The organism is Plantactinospora sp. CA-294935 (genome assembly GCF_050936445.1).
In the GTDB taxonomy this organism is placed as follows: Bacteria; Actinomycetota; Actinomycetes; order Mycobacteriales; family Micromonosporaceae; genus Plantactinospora.
Genome location: NZ_JBNJMU010000001.1, coordinates 2,040,154 through 2,062,160, shown reverse-complemented (window position 1 = coordinate 2,062,160; position 22,007 = coordinate 2,040,154). Strand labels below are relative to the sequence as shown.

Here is a 22,007-nt window from a genome sequence, read left to right as displayed (position 1 = left end):
AGCGGAGGTCCGAGCGACCTGCCGCGTACGATCCGCGCCCACCCCGACCCCTGCGCCAGCCATCCCAGGTTTCCGTAACGCAGTCGGAGCGCGCGCCCGACCCTGGAGAAGCATGTCGATTTACGGAACGCCTGCCGGAGGGCAGCCCGAAGACCCGGACCAGTCCCCCTCGTCGGGCCCGCCCGCCGGTGGCGGTCCACCCCCACCACCGGGCACCCCGCCGCCGAACCCCGGCTATCCTCCGGCCCCGGACGCCGGCTATCAGCCGCCACAACCGGCTCCGGGCTATCCACCTGCTCCGGGCTATCCACCTGCTCCGGGCTATCCACCCCCCGGTTACCCGCCGCCGGTCGGCAGCGGACCTGGGCAGCCGAGCGACGCGCCGAGCCCGGGGTGGGGCCAGCCGCCGTCGGGTCCGGAGTGGGCCCCACCGCCCTCCAGCGGCGGACCAAGTCCCGCCTGGGGGCAACCGCCGTCCAGCGGCGGACCGAGCCCCGCCTGGGGGCAACCGCCGTCCAGCGGCGGACCGAGCCCGGCATGGGGCCCGCCAGCGGCGAGCGGCGGAGCGGGTCCAGAGTGGGGCCCGCCGCCGTCTGGCGGCGGACCGAATCCGGCCTGGGAGCAGCCGCAGCCGCCCACCAGCGGCGGACCGGGTCCCGAGTGGGGGCAGCCGCCTTCCAGTGGCGGGGCGTACCAGCCCGGGTACCCGGGAGCGACCGACCAGCCGCAGTCCGGTCCGCCCGGCGCACCGTACGGCGGAGGTCAGTACCAGCCTCCGGGTGGGCCCGGTGCGCCGGGTGCCCCGTACGGCCCGCCGGGTGCGCCGCTCGGCCCGGCCGGCGCCCCGCCGAAGTCCGGCGGCGGGCTGAAGATCGCCCTCATCGTCGGCGGCATCGTGTTGCTGCTGCTCTGCGTCTGTGGGGGCGTCGGGATCTGGTGGACGGTCGACCAGTCCGGTGACGACTCCGGCCCGGACATCGGGGCTCCCACTCCGACCAGTTCGGCGCGGTCCACCCCGAGCCGCCCCGCCAGCACCCCGTCGAGTTCGTCCGAGCGGTACGTCAAGGGCGACTGCCTGGTCAACGACGGTACCGACGAAGAGCCGGAACTCCGCAAGGTGGCGTGTGGACCGGGCACCTACGAGGTGCTGTCCCGGATCCCGTTCACCACCGACCCGAAGCAGTGCGAGGACGACCCGATCTTCGGCTCACCGGAGGCGGACGCCAACTACGTACAGGACGATCCGCTGGACCTGGGCGACTTCGTCCTCTGCCTGAAACGGCGCTGACCAGCACGGATTCACTTCGGTAGGCAAAACTAGGACCGTCTAGCATCCACGCTAGACGGTCCTAGTTTCTGCTCGACGCCCCACGACGCTCTACGCGAGGGCCGCGACGCAGACCGAGCCACGGCCTCGCCGAACGCACCGCCGCCGCAGGGGCCGCCCGCGACGGCCCGCGACGCCTCCACGCGACGGCCCCCGACGCCGCTACGCGCCCACAGCCCGGGCCGGCCTCCGGCCCGGCGATCGCCATCCGCGCTGCCAGCCCGCCCTACCCGGGCGCGACACGAGTACCCCGATCTACGGATGTCTAGCGCCCCGGCTAGACGGCCCGATAGCGTGCGAGACGTGGATCCGGTCCGCAACCCGTACGCGCCGGGCGCCGGCCAGCGCCCGCCCGAACTCGCCGGGCGGGGGCGCGAGCTCGAGGTCTTCGACATCGTGCTGGAACGGATCGCCCGGGGTCGCCCGGAACGCAGCCTGGTCCTCACCGGCCTGCGCGGAGTCGGCAAGACGGTGCTGCTCAACACGCTCCGCTCCCAGGCGATCAACCGGCTGTGGGGTACGGGGAAGATCGAGGCCCGACCGGACCAGTCGATCCGCCGCCCGGTGGCCGCCGCCCTGCACATGGCGATCCGGGAACTGGCTCCCCGGCACCGGGCACCCGACCGGATCGACGACTTCCTCGGCGTACTCAAGGCGTTCGCGCTGCGTTCGACTCCGGCCGGATCGGGGCGGGGTGGCGGGACGACCCGGCTGCGGGACCGCTGGCAACCCGGCATCGACGTACCGGCGGCGAGCGGCCGGGCCGACTCCGGCGACATCGAGATCGACCTCGTCGAACTCTTCACCGACGCGGCCGAGGTCGCCGCCGACGTCGGCACCGGGGTCGCGGTCTTCCTCGACGAGATGCAGGACCTCGGCCCAGAAGACGTCTCCGGGCTCTGCGCGGCATGCCACGAGCTGTCCCAACTCGGCGCACCGCTGATCGTGGTCGGCGCCGGGCTGCCGCACCTGCCGGCCGTACTCTCCGCCGCCAAGTCATACTCGGAGCGACTATTCCGCTACCAGCGGATCGATCGGCTGGACCGGATCGCCGCCGACCAGGCGCTCTGTGCCCCCGCCGCCCGGGAGCAGGTCGAATACGAGCCAAAGGCCCTCGACCTGCTCTACGAGAAGTCCGGCGGCTATCCGTACTTCGTCCAGGCGTACGGGAAGGCCACCTGGGACTCCGCGCCCCGGTCACCGGTGACCGCCGCCGACGTCCGGGTCGCCGCGCCCGAGGCCGAGGCCGAGTTGGCGGTCGGGTTCTTCGGTTCCCGCTTCGAGCGGGCGACCCCGGCGGAACGGGAGTACATGCGGGCGATGGCGGCGCTCTCCCTGGTCGAGGCGCCGGACGGCGACGACGGCACCGGGGGCGGTCCCCGGGACGACATGGACGCCGCCGTCTCCACCGCCGAGATCGCCCGCTCGCTCGGGCGCAAGCCGGCCAGCCTCTCGCCGGCCCGGGACGCGCTGATCAAGAAGGGGCTGATCTACTCGGGCGAGCGCGGCACGGTGGCCTTCACGGTCCCGCACTTCGGCCGGTACCTGCGTACCCAGCCGGCCTGACCGGCACCGCCCGGGCGCCCCCGCGACCGGCACCACGCACCGAACCGGCGAGCCTCAGACCTGTGACCAGGGTGGCGGGAAGGTCACCTCGCCGCTCGGCACCGGGTCGTCGGAGCCGTCCTCCGAGGGCAGCATCAGCGCCTGCCACGGATCACCCAGCCCGGACCACGGGCTGGTCAGCCCGAACCGCGCGGCGGGGGAGAACCCGAACCGGCGGTAGTAGGCGGGGTTGCCGAGCACCACCACCAGGCGCTCGCCGAGTTCGGCGGCGGCGTCGAGCGCGGCCCGGACGACGTCCTGACCGTAGCCGCGGCGCTGCCGGCCCGGCCGCACCGCCACCGGGCCGAGGGCCAGCGCCGGTACCCCGCCCGGCCACACCTCGACCCGGCTCAGCAGGGCGTAACCGACCAGCTCGCCGTCGACTTCGGCCACCATGGACAGCTCGGGCAGCCAAGCGTCGGTGACCCGCAGCGCCTCGACGAGCCGCACCTCAGCGGGCAGCCGGGTGTCCGGGCTGGCGAACGCCTCGGCGACCAGTTGACGGATCGCCACCGCGTCGGCAGGGCCCTCTGCGCGGAGCCGCACAGTTGTCACAGCTCGCGACGGTACCGCGACCGCGCCGTCCAGTCTCCCACTTCCACGGGTGAAAGACGGCGCGAACGGGTAAGACTTGACCCATGAAACCCGTACGCACCGTGGCCCGTACCCTGTTGAGCACGATCTTCGTGGTCAGCGGCGCCCGCGCCGTGGCCAATCCCGAACTTCACGTGGACCGGGCGAAGCGGGTGACGGGCAAGGTCGCCCCGCTGTTGCAGGGCATCCACGAGGGGATCCCCACCGATCCGGCCAGTCTGGTCCGAATCAACGGTGCCGCCCAGCTCCTCGGCGGGCTGCTGCTGGCCACCGGGCACTTCACCCGGCCGGCCGCAGGGCTGCTGGCCGGCACGCTGGTGCCGACCACCATCGCCGGGCACCCCTTCTGGGAGCAGGACGACCCCGCACAGCGGCGGCTCCATCAGATCCACTTCATGAAGAACCTCGGGCTGATGGGCGGGCTGCTGCTCGCGGCCGCCGACACCGAGGGCCGGCCCGGCCTGGGCTGGCGGACCAGCCACGCGGTGGGTGGCGGCCGTCGACGGGTACGCCGGGCGGTGCGCACCGCTCGCCGTGACGCGCGGATCGCCGTACGCTCCGCGACGGCGGCCAGGAAACTGCCTGGCTGAGCGCCGAACCGCCCCGACCGGGCACTGTTCCCAGGGGCGGTTCCCGGTCTGCCGGACGGCCGCGGGATCGCCGATCGGGCCACGGTCCATGCCGGACATATGCTAGTTTCACCTGACTGAGCGGCTGTGAATCCCCTGAACCGCACTCGTCGCGTTAACGCGGCGGAAATGTCGCGAACCAGTGTGGGATCGGACACGGTCGCATAACGCAGGAGGCACTCGAGTGACTCACCGTTCTAGGCTCCCTGGAGGACCTGGGCGGAAGACCGACATTGGTACGGGGGTGGCCACGCCATGCCGGCGACCGTCGAAAGACGGCTAGGCCGCCTCGCCCCAGTCCGCCGCTTTGCTCGTGGAATCGACCGTCGAGCAGTCGTACGGATCGGCATCGTCGCCGTCGTCTGCTACGCCGCGTGGCTCGCCATCGCCACGTTCGGACGGCCGTACAACTTCTTCGACATGAAGATTTACCACGGTGCGGTGGTCTGGTGGGCGGGCGGACACGAGCTTTACGACTTCATCGCACCCAGGACCACCCTCGGCTTCACCTATCCACCCTTCGCCGGCCTGGTCATGCTGCCGATGGCGAGCATCCCGCTCGGCCTCGCCGGCTGGATCAACATCGTCGCCAGCGTCGCGACCCTGGCGATCGTGCTCGCCGCGCTGCTCAAGCCGATCACCGACCGGCTCGGCTGGTCGCTATGGTTCACCCTCGGTCTCGCCGTGCCGATGGCGGTCGCCATCGAGCCGGCCCGGGAGACGCTCGGCTACGGCCAGGTCAACCTGCTGCTCTTCGGCCTCGTCATGGCCGACCTGGTGGCGCTGCGCTGGCGGGCCCGGCGTGGCAGCCGGATCACCGCCGGTGACGGCCCGCTGCGCCGGCTCTTCTTCAGCGGTGCCTGGGCCGGGGTCGGGATCGGCCTGGCCACCTCGATCAAGCTCACTCCGGCGCTCTTCGTCGTCTACCTGCTGATCACCCGGCAGTGGCGGGCCGCGATGACCGCGGTGGGCACGGCGATCGCCGTCACCGTCGGCACCTTCGCGATCGCCGGTCGCGAGTCGACCACCTACTTCATGTCGGTGCTCTGGCAGACCGAACGGGTCGGCGCGGCGGACATGACGCCGAACCAGTCGCTCGCCGGGGTGCTCGCCCGGCTGTACGACTCGATCGAGACCCCCACCCTGCTCTGGCTCGCATTCGCGATGCTGCTGCTGGCGCTCGGGCTGTCCCGTGCCTCGCACGCGCACGCCGACGGCGACGAGCTGACCGCCTTCACCCTGGTCGGGCTCACCACCAACGTGATCAGCCCGATCTCCTGGTCGCACCACCTGGTCTGGGTGATCCCGGCGATCGTGATCCTCGCCGACGCCGCGAGTCGACGCCGGACGGCCAGCCGGGGTCCGGGGCCGCGTCATCCACTGTCGACGGCCGGTGCCGGCCCGGCCGGGATCACCGGGCTGCGTGCGCCGATCTGGTTCCCCACCCTGACCGGCCTGCGGCACGGCGTGGCGGCGGTCGGGCTCTACCTGCTCTTCCTGATCTCACCGATCTGGCCGTACGAGCACCAACTGCCGGAGGTGTCGCACTACCAGGACGGCTTCTTCGGCGCCCTGATGGAGAACTCCCTGGCCCTGGCGATCATCCTGCTGGTCGCCGCGCTACCGTGGCGGCCCGGTGCGGAGCCCGCCTTCTACGTCGAGCACTCCCGGCTCGACCGCCGGCTCGCGGGCCAGCGGTAACTCGCCGGCCCGCCCCGCTCGCCGCCCGGGTCAGGGGCAGTTCACCCACTCCTCGGTGCCGTCGGCGAAGAGCTGCCGCTTCCACACCGGCAACCGGGCCTTGACCTCGTCGACCAGCCGCGCGCAGGCCGCGAAGGCCGCCGCCCGGTGCGCGGTGCTCACCGCCGCCACCAGGGCCACGTCGCCGATTTCCAGCGGGCCGAGCCGGTGCGAGACCGCCACCGCGTGTACGTCGGGATCGGCCGCGATCTCGGCGGCCACCTCCCGCAGCACGTCGGCGGCGCTCGGGTGGCCCTCGTATTCCAGCCGCAGCACCGAGCGGCCATGGTCGTGATCGCGTACCACGCCCTGGAAGGAGACCACCGCACCGGCGGCGGCGTCGGCGACCACGGACTCGTGGAAGGCAAGGTCCAGCGGGGCGGTGCCGACGGTGGTGTGCAGCCGGCCGCTCGGCGGCACGGCTCCGGTCCCGACGGCCGGCTCGCTCCGTACGCTCATCTCACACTCCTCGCTCGGGGCGCTCTCCGGGCAGCAGCGGCAACGGTACGACCGGCACCCGGTCGCCCGGCTCGCCCTTGGTGCCCGGGGCGATGACGGCGAACCCGGCCGCGCCGGCCAGCCCGCGCAGCATCGCCGAGCCGACGTGCCGGACCGGAACGGCGGTGTTGCCGGCGGGGTCCACCCGGACCAGCGCCAGATGGGTGAAGTCACCCCGTCCGGCGACCGGCTCGGCCAGCGTCACCCGGGGCAGCTCCGGCATCGCCCGGCCGCGCAGCCCGGCCAGCAGCGGGGCGACCAGGGAGACGGTCGCGACGATCGCCGACTGCGGGTTGCCCGGCAGCCCGGCGACGAACCGGACCCGGCCGTCCGGCCCGGTCACCCGGGCGAGCAGCATCGGAAAGCCCGGGCGTACCGCCACGGTGTTGACGACGTATTCCGCGCGCAGCTCGCGCAGGGCCGGGTGCAGGTGGTCGACCGGTCCGTGCATGGTGCCGCCGGTGGTGCAGACCAGGTCGGCGGTGCCGAGACCCTGGCGGAGCGCCTCGACGTGTGCCTCCAGGGTGTCGGCCACCGGACCGACCACGTCGGCGGCGGTGATGGTGCAGCCGTACCGGCGCAGCCAGGCGGGGACGGCCGGGCCGAGCGAGTCGCGTACCTGGCCGGCGCCGGGGCGGCCGGCAGTGAGTAGCTCGTCACCGAAGATGATCAGGGAGGCCCGGGGCGCCCGACGGACCCGGAGGGTGTCGTAGCCGCACGACGCGGCCAATCCGATCACGCCGGGGTCGACCGGGGTACCGGCCGGCAGCAGCTCCTCGCCCGCCCGCGCCTCCTCGCCGGGAGCGCGCCACTCCGGCGCCGACCGCAGCGTGCCGGCGACCAGCCCGTCGGCGGTACGCCTCGACTCCTCGACCCGGAGCACTCCGGCCGCGCCGTCCGGCAGCATCGCACCGGTGGCGATCTCGACGGCGGTGTCGTCCTCGACCAGCGGTGCCGGGGTGCCGCCGGCGAGGACCCGGCCGACGATCCGCCACGGCCCGGTGCCGCGTACGGCCCAGCCGTCCACGCTCGACGTCGGAAAGGCGGGCAGGTCGGTGAGGGTGGTCAGCGGCTCGGCCAGGGTCAGGCCGTCCGCCTCGGCGACCGGCAGCTCGACCGGCTCCGGCGCGGCGGCGAGGCCGGCCTCGTAGACCCGGGACCGGGCCTGCGCCCAGCTCAGCGTCGGTGGGACGGCCGGCGGATCGGTGGCGACGGCGGTCTCGGTGCTCACGCCGACCCGCCCGCCGCGCGTCCGGTCCGCTGCTGCGCGCTCCTCACGTTCACCGTACGAGCCTATCGTCGCGGCCCGACGCTCGGCGGTGGAGTTCCGTGGACCTTTTCAACCTCCCCTTGCGGTCCGCCGGACCGCAAGGACGGACGCGGTGCGTGAGCGCCGCGCGGTTCAGGTTGAAGAAGGTTCAGTCGGTACGCGGGTGGTCGCCGCCCCGGAGCTGGTCGACGGCGTGCCCCAGGATCGGTCCGAGTACGGCGAGCCCGTCCTTGGCGCCGCCGGTGGAGCCGGGCAGGTTGACCACCAGCGTCCGGCCGAGTACGCCGGCCAGGCCACGGGAGAGCGCCGCCGTCGGCACCTTGTCCCGGCTGTGCGCCCGGATCGCCTCGGCGATGCCGGGGATCTCGTAGTCGAGCAGGGCCCGGGTCACCTCGGGGGTCCGGTCGGTCGGGTTGATGCCGGTGCCACCACTGGTCAGCACCACGTCGACGCCCTCGGCCGCCGCGCGGCGCAACTCGGCGCCGACCGGGTCGCCGTCGCGTACCACCACCGGATCGTCGACCTGGCAGCCGAGCTTCGTCAGTCCCTCGACCAGCAGCGGGCCGCTGGTGTCGGCGTAGACGCCGGTGGCGGCCCGGTTGGAGGCGACCACCACCCTGGCCCGGATCACGGCCGGTCCGCCGGTCGAGTCCAGTCGCCGGTCTTGCCGCCTTCCTTGCGCAGCACGCGTACCCCCTCGATCGAGGCCGCCGGGTCGACGGCCTTGACCATGTCGATCAGCGCGAGCCCGGCGGTGGCCACGGCGGTCAGCGCCTCCATCTCGACGCCGGTCCGGTCGGCGGTCCGGACCGTCGCGGTGATCTCGACCGTGTCCTCGCCGGGTTCCAGGTCGACGGTGACGCCGTGCAGCGCGATCGGATGGCAGAGCGGGATCAGGTCCGGGGTGCGTTTCGCGCCCATGATGCCGGCGAGCCGGCCGACGGCCAGGGCGTCGCCCTTGGGCAGCCCGTCCCGGCGCAGCAGCTCGACCACCTCGGCCGTGGTACGCAGCCGGCCGGCGGCGACGGCCCGGCGCACCGAGACCGGTTTGGCGGAGACGTCGACCATCCGGGCCGACCCGGCGGAGTCGACGTGGCTGAGGTGTGCGGACTCGGTCACGTCCGCGAGCCTAGCGAGCCGGTCCCGAGTCCGCCCGGCAGAGCCGAGGTAGGCCGCCGAGGTACGTCGTGGCCCGGCATCGATGCCTCCGGTCCTACAAACTCGCCAGGGGGTCGCGGAACCCGACATGGCGGTCTGCCCGGGTAACGCCGCCCGTACGGGTGAGCGGAGATGAGACAACGGATGCCGTGACGAACGGCTTACATTCTCCCCATTCAATGAACCTTTTTCAACCTGAACCGCGCGGCGCTCACGCACCGCGTCCGACCTTGCGGTCCGCCGGACCGCAAGGGGAGGTTGAAAAAGGTTCAATGCACATCGCCCGTGTATCGAATTCTTATCGCGCTTCGGCATAGGTTCCTCTCGTCGTCGGTCAGGGCTGCGGGTCATGCCACCACCAGATGTCCACAGTGAACGCTGGCCCACAAGATGGTTGACGGGGAGAGGGGGCGCAACTGAACCCTATGCGAGGAGATTAGCAGCATGGCGGACGGCGTCGCTGTGTCGGCGCCGTCCGCCGCTAAGGGCTACTACGAACGCTTCGCATCTGGGATGGTGAGGGCATGGAGAAGGAGAAGGCCAGGGTGAAGCGCCACCAGCAGGATGGTCCATCCATTCTGACGAAACTCCGGGTAGCTCTCTCCATCATCGTGGTCGCCGGGGTTGCATTACAGGGTTGTGGCGAGCCCCAACACCTACCGCCGTCATCCCGCGAAACGCACGGGATAACCTTGTCGGACATCACTGCGGTCGTCGCTCGGGACCACGCCGGCCGCGTTGTAGCCGAGCTGCCCTGACCCGGCGAGACGGCCAAGCGTCCGGCCGCCTCGCCGGCAGAGTACGCCACCGCAACCCGCACCGGCATTGCCACCGTCACAGCGATCGGCCGGCGAGTGAAGGGGCGGGTCTCGCTCACCTGTCGTGGGTGCTGCACGACGCGGCTACCCGACCCGCACTTCACCCTCATCCCGCTGGTGAAGGCTCGGGGGCGTCAACGCCAGCCGGTTCTTTTGCCGCCCGCCCTGGGAGGGGCCCTCCCGGTATCGGCCCTCAAATTCTATGCCGGCTACCGATAAGGACTCGATACGAGACCGACATTCGCGGGTAGCGGCCAGTACGACCAGCCGGCGACGGTTCGTCGGAGGCGGAAGAGGTTCATCACAGTGGAAAAGATCCCCGGTCAGCAATCGACGACGTCCCGCCAACCCACGACCTGCGGTTCACTTGGCAGGATCGGGGAGCCTGGCGAGGCGACGCTCGACCTCGAAGCGCTCTGGTACGCCCATGCGCCGAAAGATCGCCAACGCCCGCTCCCAGTGCCGAGGCGCCTCGGCGGGATCGTGCGGTTCCAGGTGTCCAGCCATAGCGGCCAACGCCCGCCCCTGCTCGTACGGGTGGCTGGCCCGTGTCGCCAGCGCGCTGCTCGATTGCCGTCGTCCGGCGGGCCGACAACACCGGTCCGAGCGGCACCCCCGACAACACCGGTCCGCGCCACCGCCGCTCGGCCCGGCGGAGCAGGTCGTCCGCGCCCGACAGGTCCCCACTGGCGAGAGCCTCGTCGGCCCTGCCTCCGGCCACAGCTCGTCGATCAACTCCTCCAAGGTGACCATCCGTCCCGGCCGGATCGCCAGCATCGCCAACACGGCCTGCTCCTTCGGCGTACCGACCGATAACGGCTTCGGGTCTGCGACGACCCGCAACGGTCCGAGAAGCTGGATCTCAATCATTGACGGCCCCAAATCGTACAAAAAGGACGAGTTGAGCATTTACCCAATGCAGTCTACCGATCAGCCCGGGTCACATTCACTGACGTCATTCTCCTGACGGCGACTGGGGCGGACCGAATTCACCCGCAATGAACCCAATCATCCAGGCTTACATTTGCAGCGGCGACCCGCACCTAGAGTCAGCGGATCGACACGAACCGAGTTCTACCAGGTCAGCCGATGGAGACTCATGGTCGGTTTGGCCGAGACTCGACGCCAATCACGTGGAGTGCACCACACCGGTCGACCGCATCGCCAGCCGCCGAGGCCGAACGACCCGATTCCCGCGACCACTGGATCAGACCTTCCACTGCACGCGTGGAAGCGGGTATCCCGGAGGGAAGCCGAGCACGTTCACTCCCTAACCTCAGTTCGCCAGCCACGCTGGCCGCTCACAGTTCCCATATATGGACAGAGCGTGACGAATATGGCGCCGGTTGGCTAATACTGAGCATAGCGACATTTATCGTCGCTAACCCTGTCGTAGTCCCCTAAGCTTCACCCATCTCGCGATTGAGACCGGCAAGCAAGGGAACATTCCGCACGTTCGGGTGTGACTCGGATGCATTCAGATGGAGGCGTCGGCATGCGCGGCAACGAGTGGCTCTGAGAGCGATACAGTCATCACGCTGAGCACCCAGAAGGTTGCTACCGTTACAGACCACCAGGTCTTGGCGACACAGGAATCGGCGTGAGTCAGACACAGCGAGACGACAACGGGACCGATCAGCGGCTGTTGCTGCTCGTCGGTCTCGTCGCTGTTTCCGCCGCGGTCGTGGCCACCCTCGCGCTGATCGAGACCATCGGTAACCCGCCGAGGTCAGGCGATCAACTGCTCACCGTGGCGCTGCTGATCGTGACGCTGACGATCAGCCTCCCCGTCAAAGCTCCAATTCGGATCAGGTCGACGACTCACGCAACCGCATGGGTGGAGACCGCCATCATCATAGGTGTCGCCTTGGCGCCCACTTCCTGGGTCGTGCTCTGCACCGGTCTCGGTGTGACAATCGCAACGAGGATCATGAGGGTTTCCTCGATTAAGACGATTTTCACTGTCAGCAAGAACATGCTGGTGGCAGCCGGGGCCGGCATGACCCTGATGCTCTTTGGCTGGTCCTGGCCACCGGACGAACTACAGAACCTGATCGCCCCACTCGCCGCGGCCTACGCCGTCGCGGCGCTGCTCGACGAAGCACTCGGCATACCGGTGATCGCTCTCGCGGCCCGGACGAACGTGCTCCGACACTTCGCGACGAACTGGGACCTGCGACTTGCCGGCTTCGGAGTGCGGTTCGTCGTCGCCGTCTTCACACTGGTCCTCCTCTGGGTCGAGCCCTGGCTGCTGGTGGCCATGCCGCCGCTGGCGCTCAGCCTGCACCTGGCGTACTCGACGCGGGTGCGGGCCCGGGCCGAGCGGCAGGCCTGGCAGGACCTGGCGCACACGACCGACGCGCTCAACGTCGTCGACATCGACGCCGTACTGCACACCGCCGTGTCACAGGCCGCCAACCTGTTCTCCGCCGACGAGGTCGAAGTGGAGTTGCAGGAGAGCCGGCGCACCGTCAGGGGCAGCAGTGAGGCCATCACCCACGACGGCCTCGCCAGCCAGCCCTCGACGGTCAACGGTTCGGTCATCCCGATAGAGATGAAGGGCTACGACGGCAGCCACGTCGGGATGCTGCGGCTGCGCTTCCGGGGGCCGGTCAAGCTCTCCGAGCGGGAGCAGTACACCCTGCGCACCTTCGCGTCGGCGCTCTGCACGGCGGTCCGCAACGCGTCCGCGTACGCCGAGTTGAACCGGGTGGCCGAGGAGCACGCACACGCCGCCGCGCACGACGCGCTGACCGGCCTGGCCAACCGGCGACACCTGCTCGACCGGGGCGCCGAGCAACTCGGCCAGCGTCGCACCGAGGGTGTCGTCGCGCTGTTGCTGATCGACCTCAACCACTTCAAGGAGGTCAACGACACCCTCGGGCACGCGGCCGGCGATCGGGTACTGATCCAGGTGGCCGAGCGGCTGCGCGGCGCCGTACACGGTGAGGACCTCGTCGCCCGGCTCGGCGGCGACGAGTTCGCGGTGCTCTTCCACGGCCTGCCGGCCCCGGCGGTCGCCGCGCACCGGGCCGAGGCGCTGCTCACCGCGCTGCACGAGCCGATCGAACTCGACGGGATGCGGATCAGCGTCGAGGCCAGCGGCGGCATCGCGGTCGCGCCCAGCAGCGGCGGGATGACCGAACTGCTGCGCCGCGCCGACGTGGCGATGTACCAGGCCAAGCGGGCCGGACGCCGGATCGCCACGTACGCCCCGGCCCGGGACACCGCCGACCTCGGGCGGCTCTCGCTCGGCGGCGACCTGCCCCGGGCGGTGGCCGACCACGAGTTCACCGTCAACTTCCAGCCGATCGTCGACCTCGGCAGCGGCGAGGTGGTGGCCGCCGAGGCGCTGGCCCGGTGGCGGCATCCGGCCCGGGGCACCATCGACCCGCTCCGGTTCCTGGAGACGGTGGAGCGGTCCGGGCTGCTGCCGGCATTCGCCGAGGCCGTACTCGACCAGTCGCTGATCGCCGCCAACACCTGGCGGGAGGCCGGCTTCGACCTGCCGGTGGCGGTCAACGTCTCGCCGCGCAGCCTGCTGGACGCCCGGTTCCCCGGCTCGGTACTGGCCCGGCTTCGGGCGCACGACCTGCCGCCGGACCGGCTGGTGCTGGAACTGACCGAGACGTTGACGCTCAGCCAACTCGAGGTGGTCGACCAGGTGCTCGGGCAGCTCCGGGACGCGGGGATCCGGCTCGCGCTGGACGACTTCGGCACCGGCTACTCGTCACTGTCGGTGCTGTCCCGGATCCCCGTACACGAATTGAAGATCGACCGGGGCTTCGTCACCGCGATGGAGACCTCGGCCGAGGCCACGGCGGTGATCCGGTCCACCGTCGACCTCGGCCGCAGCCTCAACCTGACCGTGGTGGCCGAGGGCGTGGAGAGCGAGCCGCAGCGCCGCGCGCTCTGGGAGCTGGGCTGCGCCGCCGGACAGGGTCACCTCTTCGCCCGACCGATGCCGGCCGCCCGGCTGCTCGCCGCCCTGCACCAGGGCGCGGGCGGCCGGCCCGGCACGCTGGCCCCCGCGCTGCACGACGAGGGCGCCGTGGTCCGGCTCTCCCCCGGCCGCCGGCCCGGGCCGCGCCGCGCCGAGCGCCTGCCACACCTACCGGCGTAACCACCGCACCCGCCACCCCGCCTGGCCACACCTGCCGGCGTAACCACCGCACCCGCCGCAGGCCCCCTCCGCCACACCTGCCGGCGTAACCACCGCACGTGCCGCAGGCGGTCTGCCACACTTGCCCGCGTGACTGCCACGGACGAACTGGAGACCGCCGCAGCCGACCGCCGGAGATACTGGCGCCGGGCCGACCGGGCCGCCGGAGGTCTCGCCGCCGACCTGGTGCTCTATCTCCTCTCCACCGGCTTCGCCGCCGTCACCGCAGCCACCTCCACACTCCTGCCGCACCGGGCCTGGGGCAGCGTCGCCGCCGTCGGCTACCTGCTCGGCACGATCGTGGTGCTCGGTCAACTCCTCGTCCGGCGCCGCCGGCCCGACTCCCGGCTGGCCGGTACCGCCGCTCGGGGCGGGCTGACCGTCCTCACCTGGGCCGCCACCGCCCTGCTGCCGCTGGTCTGGCAGGCGGTCGAGCGGGTCGGCGGCCGGCTCGACCGGGCCCAGGAGGAGGTGGTGGTGGTCGAGCACTCCGGCGCCCGGCTGCTCGACCACGGCACGCCGTACCTGACCCGGGACGCCATCGCCGCACTGCCCGGCGGAGAGCAGCTACTCGGCTACACCCCGTACCAGCCGGGCATGGCGCTCTTCGGGCTGCCCCGCGCCGTCGCCGGCACCGCGTGGTGGACGGACGCCAGGATCTGGTTCGCCGTGGCGACCGCCGTCGCGCTCGGGCTGGCCGTGCTGCTGCTCCGCCGCCCGGCGGCGGTCGCCGGGCGGGCCGGCGTGCGGTCGGCGGAACGGGCCGGTGCCCGGGACGCCGCGCTGGTCCGGGCGGTGCAGCTCGCGACGGTACTGCCGGTCTGCGCGCTGACCCTGGCCACCGGCGGTGACGACCTGCCGGTCCTCGCCCTCTGCCTGCTCGCCCTCGCCTGCGCCGCCCGGGACCGCTTCGTCGGCGCCGGGCTGGCGGTCGGGCTGGCGGCGGCACTGAAACTCTTCGCCTGGCCGGTCGCGCTGGTCCTGCTGGTGCACGCCGCAGTCCGGGGCCGCCGGACCGGGCTGCGGCTGGCCGTCGGGGCGCTCGGCCTCCCGCTGGTCGCCCTCGTCCCGGCCCAGCTCGTCGACTCGGCGGCGCTGGTCGAGAACGTGCTGCGCTTTCCGCTCGGCCACGGCCTGGTCAGCAGCCCGGCCGCGTCGCCGTTCCCGGGGTACCTGATCGCGCAGGCGCTACCCGCCGGCCGGGTGGTCGCCGCCGCGCTGCTGGTCGTGGCCGGTCTGCTGATCGCCGTCCTGCTGCTGCGCCGCCCGCCGCGCACGGCCGCCTCCGCCGCGCTGTTCTGCGGGTACGGGCTGCTCGCCGCGATCCTGCTGATGCCGTCGACCCGGTTCGGGTACCTGCTCTATCCGGTCGCCTTCCTCGGCTGGGTCCCCGCGCTCCGGCTCGCCCGCACCCCGCAGGACACCCCGGACTCCGACCGCACCCCGGTGCCGACGGCCACCCCGTGAATGCCGACGACCGTCCCGTGGATCCGCCCCGCTCCGCCGAGCCCGACGAACCCGCCGAGCCCGAGGAACCCGCCGAGCCCGACGAACCCGCCGAGCCCGACGAACCCGCCGAGCCCGACGAACCCGCCGGGCCCGCCGAGCCCGCCGAGCCCCACCAGCCGCACGAGCCCGACGAACCCGACGAGCCGCCCGCGCTGCCGAACCGGCCGGGCTGGGACGTCTTCGCCGTGGTCGCCCTCGGCGGGGCGCTCGGCGCGGCCGGCCGGTACGGGCTGGTGGTGCTCTGGCCGCACGCCCCCACCGGGATACCGTGGGCGACCCTGCTCACCAACCTCTCCGGCTGCGCCCTGATCGGCCTGCTGATGCGGCTGGTCACCACCGCCGCCGCCCCGCACCGGCTGGTCCGGCCGTTCCTCGGCACCGGGATCCTCGGCGGCTTCACCACGTTCTCCACGTACGCGGTGGAGACCCGGGGACTGCTCGCCGCCGGCCGCCCCGGTGTCGCCGTCGGCTACCTGCTCGGCACCCTCGCCGGAGCGTTGGTCGCGGTACGCCTCGGGATGTGGGCGGCGGACCGGGTGCGGTCGTGACCGGGCAGCGGGTCGGGCGATGCTGACCTGGGCGGCGGTACTGGTCGGCGGCGCGGTCGGCGCGGTCGGCCGGTTCACGGTCAACTGGCTGGTCGAGCGCCGGTCCCGCCCCGCGCCGTGGGCGACGTTCACGGTCAACGTCGCCGGCTCGCTGGTGCTGGGCGTGCTCGCCGGCGCCGGTGCCGCCCTGCCGGGCTGGGTCGGTGCGCTGGTCGGCACCGGCTTCTGCGGCGCCCTCACCACGTACTCGACGTTCGGCTACGAGACCGTGCAGCTACTCCGGAGCGGGCCGGCCGGACGCGGCTGGGCGGTGCTGAACGTGCTGGCCTCCCTCGCCGCCGGGCTCGGCGCCGCCGCCCTGGGCTGGCAGCTCGGCAGCCTCCGGTGACCCCGCCGCCCGCCGGACGGGCCGAACCGGTGGCGCCGGTGGTGGTTCGTGCCGCCCGGGCTCCGCATCGCGCTGGTCGGCGCCTCCGGGGGGAACCCTGTCGAGGTGACCGACGGCACGCCGGACCGGGCAGGATGGCCGGGCCGCTGCCCGGGAAACGTCCCAGACGCCCTCCTGAGAGCTTTTCTGGGGCGTCTGCCGAGCGGGATCGGCCGGCGGGGCGTAAACCTGAGGCATGAACGCGACCTATCGGGATCGGGCGGAGGCCGGTGCCGCACTCGCCGACCGGCTCACCTCGATCGCCGGCGACCCGGACGCGGTCGTCCTCGGGCTGGTCCGGGGCGGCGTACCGGTGGCCGCGGCGGTGGCGGAGCGGCTCGGCGCACCGCTGGACGTACTGGTGGTGCGGAAACTGGGCCTGCCGGAGGCGCCAGAGGTGGCCTTCGGTGCCGTCGGACCGGGCGGGCTGCGGGTACTCAACGAGGAGATCGCCGACCGGCTGGACCCGGAGGAGGTGGACGCGGTGGTGCGGGCCGAGACCGCCGAGCTGGAACGGCGCGAGCGGCTCTACCGGAAGGACCGGCCCCCGCTGCGGCTGGACGGCCGGATCGCGGTGATCGTCGACGACGGGCTGGCCACCGGGGCCACCGCGCGGGCCGCCGTGGGGGTCGGCCGGCAACTGGGCGCCCGGCGGGTGGTGCTGGCCGTCCCGGTCGGCGCGCCGCAGGCGTACGACGTGCTCAGCCACGCCGCCGACGAGGTGGTCTGCCCGGAGCGCCCGGCCGACTTCGGCGCCGTCAGCCGCTACTACGACGACTTCCACGAGGTGTCCGATGCCGAAGTGGTGGCCGCGCTGACGGGAACTAGGTGATTCGACCGGGTACCGTCGAGTGATGCAGATGACCTGTCCCAAGTGTCGTGGCGACATGCGCCAGTACGAGCGCAGCGGCGTCACGGTTGACCAGTGCACCGAATGCCGTGGCATCTTCCTCGACCGGGGCGAGTTGGAGAAGCTGTTCGAGGCCGAGGCCAACTGGAGCCAGCAGCAGGCGCCGGCGTCGCAGCACGCCCCCGCGCCGGGTGCCGGATACCCGCCGCCTCCGCCGCCGGCCCCGCACCAGCCCGCCTACGGAGGTCCGAGCCACACACCGCCACCGCCGCCGCCACCGCCCGGCCACGGCTACCCGCCCGCGCCGGCTCCGGCGTACGGGCAGCACGGGCAGCCGCACTACGGCTACCACGGGCACTACCGGAACAAGAAGCGGAAGGGCTTCCTGAACGACTTCTTCGACTGACCGGCCCCGCCGGCAGGACGGTGTCGGCCCCCACTGCGGGGCCGGTTACCGGACCGGCCGGCTGACCGGAGTCTTCGCGGATCCCCGTGCCCGGCAACGAACCTCGCGCGTCATCGACGGGCGGGCGTACGTCGCCGGGCCCGGGGATCCGGCCATTCGGCGAAGGTGGGTGGGTCGGCTGGACGGCGTGGATGCGCCCCGGGCGGCGGGCGGTGAACTGTCCCCGGCGCCGGGCAGTGAGGCCGCCCGGGCGGCGGAGCCGCGGCGAGCGCTCGGTGCGGCGTACGACCGGATCACCGCGACCGTCGACGGCCTCGCCGACGCCGACCTGCTCCGGCCGACCCGCTGCCGGGGCTGGTTCGTCGTCGACCTGCTCCTGCATCTCGTCCTGGACGCCCAGCGGGCCCTGGTGACGCTCGCCAGCCCGGTGGTCGGGCCGGCCGACGTGGACGGCGTCAGCTACTGGCTGTCGCCGAGCGATCCGGACGAGGGGCGGCACGCCGCCTGGGTACGTCGGTCGGCCGCCGCCTTCGACCGGCCGCGCGGGGTGGTCCAGCTCTGGACCGACACCGCACCGGCGGCGGTCCGGGCCGCCGCCGCAGCCGACCCGCTCGGGTACCTCACCACCCAGGGTCACGTGCTGGCGGTGCCGGAGTTCCTCGCCACCCTGGTCACCGAGGCGGTGGTGCACCATCTCGACCTGACGGTGGACCTTCCGGGCGCGCCGGAGCCTGCGCCGGACGGCGTGGCCATCGCGGTGGCGACCCTGGACGGGCTGCTCAGTGCCGAGGCGATCCGCCCGGCCGACTGGTCGGACACCGACTATCTGCTGAAGGGCACCGGGCGGCTCCCGCTGACCGCGCATGACCGGCTGGTACTCGGCGAGGCCGCCGGCTGGTTCCCACTGCTCGGCTGAGTCCGCGAGGCGGCTCACTCGCAGACCCGGGTGCTCCCCCTCCGGTTCGCCCTCACGCCACGCCATGGAACCGGACAGAAACGGCTCAGCCAGGCTCAGCCACGAGAGTCAAACAAACTCCGGCGGTGATGTCGAGAATCCGTGCCCGGCTCCGTCCCCGCGGGTGAACGTGACCAAGATGGGTCGCACCGGCACCAAGGAGAAACACGATGGCCAAGTACCTGCTGCTCAAGCACTACCGGGGCGCTCCGGCCGCGGTCAACGACGTGCCCATGGACCAGTGGACGCCGGAGGAGATCTCGGCGCATGTGCAGTACATGCGCGACTTCGCGACCCGGCTCGAAGGCACCGGCGAGTTCGTCGACGGTCAGGCACTCGCCCCCGAGGGGACGTTCGTCCGGTACGACGGTGAGGGGCGCCCGCCGGTCACCGACGGCCCGTTCGCCGAGACCAAGGACCTCATCGCCGGCTGGATGGTGATCGACGTCGACAACTACGAGCGCGCCGTCGAGTTGGCCGGAGAGCTGTCGGCCGCCCCCGGGGCGGGCGGGAAGCCGATCCACGAGTGGCTCGAGCTGCGCCCGTTCCTGACCGAGCCGCCCACCATCACGGAGTGACCTCTGAGATGAACGAGGCCCTGCTCCGGAGCCTCACGCCGAGCGTGCTCGGCATCCTCGTCCGCCGCGGAGCCGACTTCGCGGCGGCCGAGGATGCCGTGCAGGACGCGCTGGTCGAGGCGGTCCGCGTCTGGCCGGTCGACCCGCCTCGGGACCCGAAGGGCTGGCTGATCACTGTGGCCTGGCGACGGTTCCTCGACACGACCCGGGCGGACACCGCCCGCCGCCGGCGTGAGGAGGCCGTCGACGAGGAGCCGTCACCCGGGTCCGCGCCCGCGGTGGACGACACGCTCCAGCTCTACTTCCTCTGCGCCCACCCGTCGCTGACGCCGTCGTCCGCGGTCGCGCTCACGCTGCGCGCCGTCGGCGGGCTGACCACCCGCCAGATCGCCCAGGCCTACCTGGTGCCCGAGGCGACCATGGCGCAGCGGATCAGCCGGGCCAAGCGCAGCGTCTCCGGCGTACGGTTCGACCAGCCCGGCGACGTCGCCACCGTGCTGCGGGTCCTCTACCTGGTCTTCAACGAGGGATACTCCGGCGACGTCGACCTCGCCGCCGAGGCGATCCGGCTCACCCGGCAGCTCGCGGCCGCGATCGACCACCCCGAGGTGGCCGGGCTGCACGCCCTCATGCTGCTGCACCACGCCCGCCGGGCCACCCGGACCGCGCCCGACGGCAGCCTGGTGCCGCTCGCCGAGCAGGACCGCGGCCGGTGGGACACCGAGTCGATCGCCGAGGCCGTCGACATCCTGCAGGCGGCCCTCGCCCGCGACCGGCTGGGCGAGTTCCAGGCCCAGGCCGCCATCGCGGCACTCCACGCCGACGCGCTCACCGCCGACGAGACCGACTGGGTGCAGATCGTCGAGTGGTACGACGAACTCGCGCGCCTGACCGACAGCCCGGTCGTCCGGCTCAACCGTGCAGTGGCCGTTGGCGAGGCCGACGGACCACGCGCCGGGCTGGCGGCGCTCGCGGCGCTGGACGACTCGCTGCCCCGGCACACCGCGGTGGCGGCGTACCTGCACGAGCGCGACGGCGACCTGGCGACGGCGGCACGGTTGTACGCCGAGGCGGCCCGGAAGGCACCCAACCTCGCCGAGCGGGACCACCTGACGCGCCAGGCCGCCCGGCTCAACGCCCGGCGGCGTCGCTGACGGTTCGCGTTCGGATCCTCCCGCGGCACCGGTCGTTCCGCCGAGATGGATCGATCGGGCCCGTCATACGATTGCCATGTCCACGAAGCGCGACAGGTGGAGCTGCGCCGCCACCGTCACGGTGTCCGTCGGCCCGTTCCGGTGCTTGGCGACGATGAAATCCGCCTCGCCGGCCCGGGGCGACTCCTTGTCGTAGTAGTCGTCGCGATGCAGAAGTATGACAACGTCGGCATCCTGCTCGATCGACCCAGACTCCCGCAAATCGGACAACTGGGGACGCTTGTCGGTACGCTGCTCCGGGCCACGGTTCAGCTGACTGACCGCGATCACCGGGCACTCGACCTCCTTGGCCAGCAGCTTCAGCCCTCGGGACAGCTCGGCGACCTCCTGCTGGCGGCTCTCGGTGCGCTTCGGCGAACTCATCAGCTGGAGATAGTCCACCACGATCATCTTGAGGTCGTGCCGCTGCTTGAGCCGGCGGGCCTTGGCCCGGATCTCCATCAGGTTCATGTTGGGGGTGTCGTCAACGAAGAGCGGCGCCTCGCTGATCTCGCCCATCCGGCGGGCCAGCTTGGTCCAGTCGTCGTCCGAGAGTTGCCCGCTGCGCAGCACGTGCAGCGGCACCCGGGCCTCGGCCGAGAGGAGTCGCATCACGATCTCGACCTTGCTCATTTCCAGCGAGAAGATGGCACTCGCACAGTTATGCCGAATGGCGGCATTTCGAGCAAAGTCCATCGAAGCCGTCGATTTGCCCAAACCAGGCCTACCCGCCACAATAACGAGCTGCCCCGGGTGCAGCCCGTTGAGCAGCCGGTCCAGGTCGGTGAAGCCGGTCGGTACGCCGGTCATCACGCCGCCCTGCGCGCCGACCGCCTCGATCTCGTCCAGCGTCGGCTGGAGCATGTCGGCGAGCACCGCGAAGTCCTCGCTGACCCGCTTCTCGGTGACGTCGTAGATCGCCTGCTGGGCCAGGTCCACCACGTCGTCGACGTCCCGCCCGCCGCCACCGGCCGAGCCGTAGCCGAGCTGCACGATCCGGGTGCCTGCCTCGACCAGGCGCCGCAACACCGCGCGCTCGCCGACGATCCGGGCGTAGTAGGCGGCGTTGGCAGCCGTCGGCACGCTGGCGATCAGCGTGTGCAGATAGGGCGCGCCGCCGATCCGGGCCAGGTCGCCGGAGTCGGCGAGCGCCGCGGCGACGGTGATGGCGTCGGCCGGTTCGCCCCGGCCGTAGAGGTCCAGGATCGCGTCGAAGACGGTCGAGTGCACCGGCCGGTAGAAGTCGTTGGTGCGGAGGATCTCGACGACGTCGGCGATCGCGTCCTTGGAGAGCAGCATCCCGCCGAGCACGCACTGCTCGGCGGCGATGTCCTGCGGCGGCGTCTTGTCGAACTGGCCGTCGCGCGGCGCCGGAACGTCGGTCGGCGGCGTCGACGGTCGCGACTCTCCGCGCGACGGGCGCGACTCCCCACGGACGTCGTCGGTGACCGACACGGGCATCCCCCTCCGCCACACCGGCTGGCTCCTAGCGAACCGCCGACGTACGACATTTCTCGGCTGACCCACGGTCCCGGCCGGCCGACGGGCCGGACCGGCCCTGGCCAGCCGCCTTGACCGGGGGAAATGTCGGCACGGGTGGCAGGGTCAGGGCAGCAACGATACGGACGTCGAGGTCAGGGACTCAAGCACGCCGGTGGACGGAGTTCGGGACAACCTGTGGACGGTTCCCGGCGGGGTGTGTGCGGCCCTGTGCACAGGCTGTGGATAACGATTGGGGAA

21 protein-coding genes are annotated in these 22,007 nt (G+C 72.2%); 14 read left to right on the top strand and 7 right to left on the bottom strand.

Annotated elements, in window-relative coordinates; translation table 11 throughout:
• Positions 1-895 precede the first annotated feature (895 nt).
• Together ACQEVC_RS09250 and ACQEVC_RS09245 are read left to right on the top strand one after the other, a co-directional pair.
• Positions 896-1,288, top strand: coding sequence for an LppU/SCO3897 family protein (locus ACQEVC_RS09250; RefSeq protein WP_432875154.1), 393 nt, complete (start codon positions 896-898; stop codon positions 1,286-1,288).
• Positions 1,289-1,630: 342 nt separating this feature from the next.
• Entirely contained in the window at positions 1,631-2,893 is a 1,263-nt protein-coding gene (locus tag ACQEVC_RS09245) for an ATP-binding protein (RefSeq protein WP_432875151.1), read from the top strand.
• Positions 2,894-2,947: 54 nt separating this feature from the next.
• Here the strand turns inward: ACQEVC_RS09245 and ACQEVC_RS09240 are convergent, their stop codons facing one another.
• Positions 2,948-3,487, bottom strand: a complete 540-nt coding sequence (locus tag ACQEVC_RS09240; protein ID WP_432875149.1) for a GNAT family N-acetyltransferase — start codon at positions 3,485-3,487, stop codon at positions 2,948-2,950.
• 83 nt (positions 3,488-3,570) lie between these two features.
• Here ACQEVC_RS09240 and ACQEVC_RS09235 point away from each other — a divergent pair, with 83 nt between their 5' ends.
• Together ACQEVC_RS09235 and ACQEVC_RS09230 are read left to right on the top strand one after the other, a co-directional pair.
• Entirely contained in the window at positions 3,571-4,116 is a 546-nt protein-coding gene (locus ACQEVC_RS09235; protein ID WP_318399925.1) for a DoxX family membrane protein, read from the top strand.
• Between the two features lie 294 nt (positions 4,117-4,410).
• Positions 4,411-5,856 carry a glycosyltransferase 87 family protein gene (locus ACQEVC_RS09230; protein ID WP_432875146.1) on the top strand — a complete coding sequence of 482 codons (1,446 nt, stop codon included), beginning with the start codon at positions 4,411-4,413 and terminating at the stop codon, positions 5,854-5,856.
• 30 nt (positions 5,857-5,886) lie between these two features.
• On the opposite strand, the gene ACQEVC_RS09225 is transcribed toward ACQEVC_RS09230, so the two are convergent.
• From ACQEVC_RS09225 to moaC, 4 genes are all read right to left on the bottom strand, one after another.
• Complete coding sequence (locus ACQEVC_RS09225) at positions 5,887-6,354, bottom strand: molybdenum cofactor biosynthesis protein MoaE (protein ID WP_318399921.1); 468 nt, start codon at positions 6,352-6,354, stop codon at positions 5,887-5,889.
• Position 6,355: 1 nt separating this feature from the next.
• Entirely contained in the window at positions 6,356-7,624 is a 1,269-nt protein-coding gene (locus tag ACQEVC_RS09220; protein ID WP_432875143.1) for a molybdopterin molybdotransferase MoeA, read from the bottom strand.
• 187 nt (positions 7,625-7,811) lie between these two features.
• A complete protein-coding gene (locus ACQEVC_RS09215; protein WP_432875141.1) occupies positions 7,812-8,294 on the bottom strand; it encodes a MogA/MoaB family molybdenum cofactor biosynthesis protein in 483 nt (160 codons plus the stop codon).
• The gene (gene moaC, locus ACQEVC_RS09210) at positions 8,291-8,782 is read right to left on the bottom strand and encodes a cyclic pyranopterin monophosphate synthase MoaC (protein ID WP_432875138.1); all 492 of its coding nucleotides are present in this window, start codon (positions 8,780-8,782) and stop codon (positions 8,291-8,293) included. Before moaC ends, ACQEVC_RS09215 begins: the two co-directional genes overlap by 4 nt.
• Positions 8,783-9,345: 563 nt before the next feature.
• Here moaC and ACQEVC_RS09205 point away from each other — a divergent pair.
• A complete protein-coding gene (locus ACQEVC_RS09205; RefSeq protein WP_432875136.1) occupies positions 9,346-9,579 on the top strand; it encodes a hypothetical protein in 234 nt (77 codons plus the stop codon).
• Between the two features lie 361 nt (positions 9,580-9,940).
• On the opposite strand, the gene ACQEVC_RS09200 is transcribed toward ACQEVC_RS09205, so the two are convergent.
• Positions 9,941-10,360, bottom strand: a complete 420-nt coding sequence (locus tag ACQEVC_RS09200) for a BTAD domain-containing putative transcriptional regulator (RefSeq protein WP_432875134.1) — start codon at positions 10,358-10,360, stop codon at positions 9,941-9,943.
• 879 nt (positions 10,361-11,239) lie between these two features.
• Here ACQEVC_RS09200 and ACQEVC_RS09195 point away from each other — a divergent pair.
• The 9 genes from ACQEVC_RS09195 to ACQEVC_RS09155 all read left to right on the top strand — a co-directional run bounded on the left by ACQEVC_RS09195 (position 11,240) and on the right by ACQEVC_RS09155 (position 20,228).
• A complete protein-coding gene (locus tag ACQEVC_RS09195) occupies positions 11,240-13,762 on the top strand; it encodes a putative bifunctional diguanylate cyclase/phosphodiesterase (RefSeq protein ID WP_432875131.1) in 2,523 nt (840 codons plus the stop codon).
• Between the two features lie 147 nt (positions 13,763-13,909).
• Positions 13,910-15,268: a glycosyltransferase 87 family protein gene (locus tag ACQEVC_RS09190; RefSeq protein ID WP_432891206.1), complete on the top strand. Its 1,359-nt coding sequence runs from the start codon at positions 13,910-13,912 to the stop codon at positions 15,266-15,268.
• 17 nt (positions 15,269-15,285) lie between these two features.
• Positions 15,286-15,858, top strand: coding sequence for a fluoride efflux transporter CrcB (gene crcB / locus ACQEVC_RS09185; protein WP_432875129.1), 573 nt, complete (start codon positions 15,286-15,288; stop codon positions 15,856-15,858).
• 22 nt (positions 15,859-15,880) lie between these two features.
• Positions 15,881-16,246: a fluoride efflux transporter CrcB gene (gene crcB, locus ACQEVC_RS09180; RefSeq protein WP_432891203.1), complete on the top strand. Its 366-nt coding sequence runs from the start codon at positions 15,881-15,883 to the stop codon at positions 16,244-16,246.
• Between the two features lie 235 nt (positions 16,247-16,481).
• Positions 16,482-17,117, top strand: coding sequence for a phosphoribosyltransferase (locus ACQEVC_RS09175; protein ID WP_432875126.1), 636 nt, complete (start codon positions 16,482-16,484; stop codon positions 17,115-17,117).
• Between the two features lie 19 nt (positions 17,118-17,136).
• A complete protein-coding gene (locus tag ACQEVC_RS09170) occupies positions 17,137-17,541 on the top strand; it encodes a zf-TFIIB domain-containing protein (RefSeq protein WP_432875124.1) in 405 nt (134 codons plus the stop codon).
• A 187-nt stretch (positions 17,542-17,728) separates the two neighbouring features.
• Positions 17,729-18,457 carry a maleylpyruvate isomerase N-terminal domain-containing protein gene (locus ACQEVC_RS09165; protein WP_432875121.1) on the top strand — a complete coding sequence of 243 codons (729 nt, stop codon included), beginning with the start codon at positions 17,729-17,731 and terminating at the stop codon, positions 18,455-18,457.
• A 209-nt stretch (positions 18,458-18,666) separates the two neighbouring features.
• A complete protein-coding gene (locus ACQEVC_RS09160) occupies positions 18,667-19,074 on the top strand; it encodes a YciI family protein (protein WP_432875118.1) in 408 nt (135 codons plus the stop codon).
• 8 nt (positions 19,075-19,082) lie between these two features.
• Positions 19,083-20,228 carry an RNA polymerase sigma factor gene (locus ACQEVC_RS09155; protein WP_432891201.1) on the top strand — a complete coding sequence of 382 codons (1,146 nt, stop codon included), beginning with the start codon at positions 19,083-19,085 and terminating at the stop codon, positions 20,226-20,228.
• Positions 20,229-20,291: 63 nt separating this feature from the next.
• Here ACQEVC_RS09155 and dnaB read toward each other — a convergent pair whose 3' ends face one another.
• The gene (dnaB, locus tag ACQEVC_RS09150) at positions 20,292-21,722 is read right to left on the bottom strand and encodes a replicative DNA helicase (RefSeq protein ID WP_432891198.1); all 1,431 of its coding nucleotides are present in this window, start codon (positions 21,720-21,722) and stop codon (positions 20,292-20,294) included.
• Between the last annotated feature and the right edge of the window lie 285 nt (positions 21,723-22,007).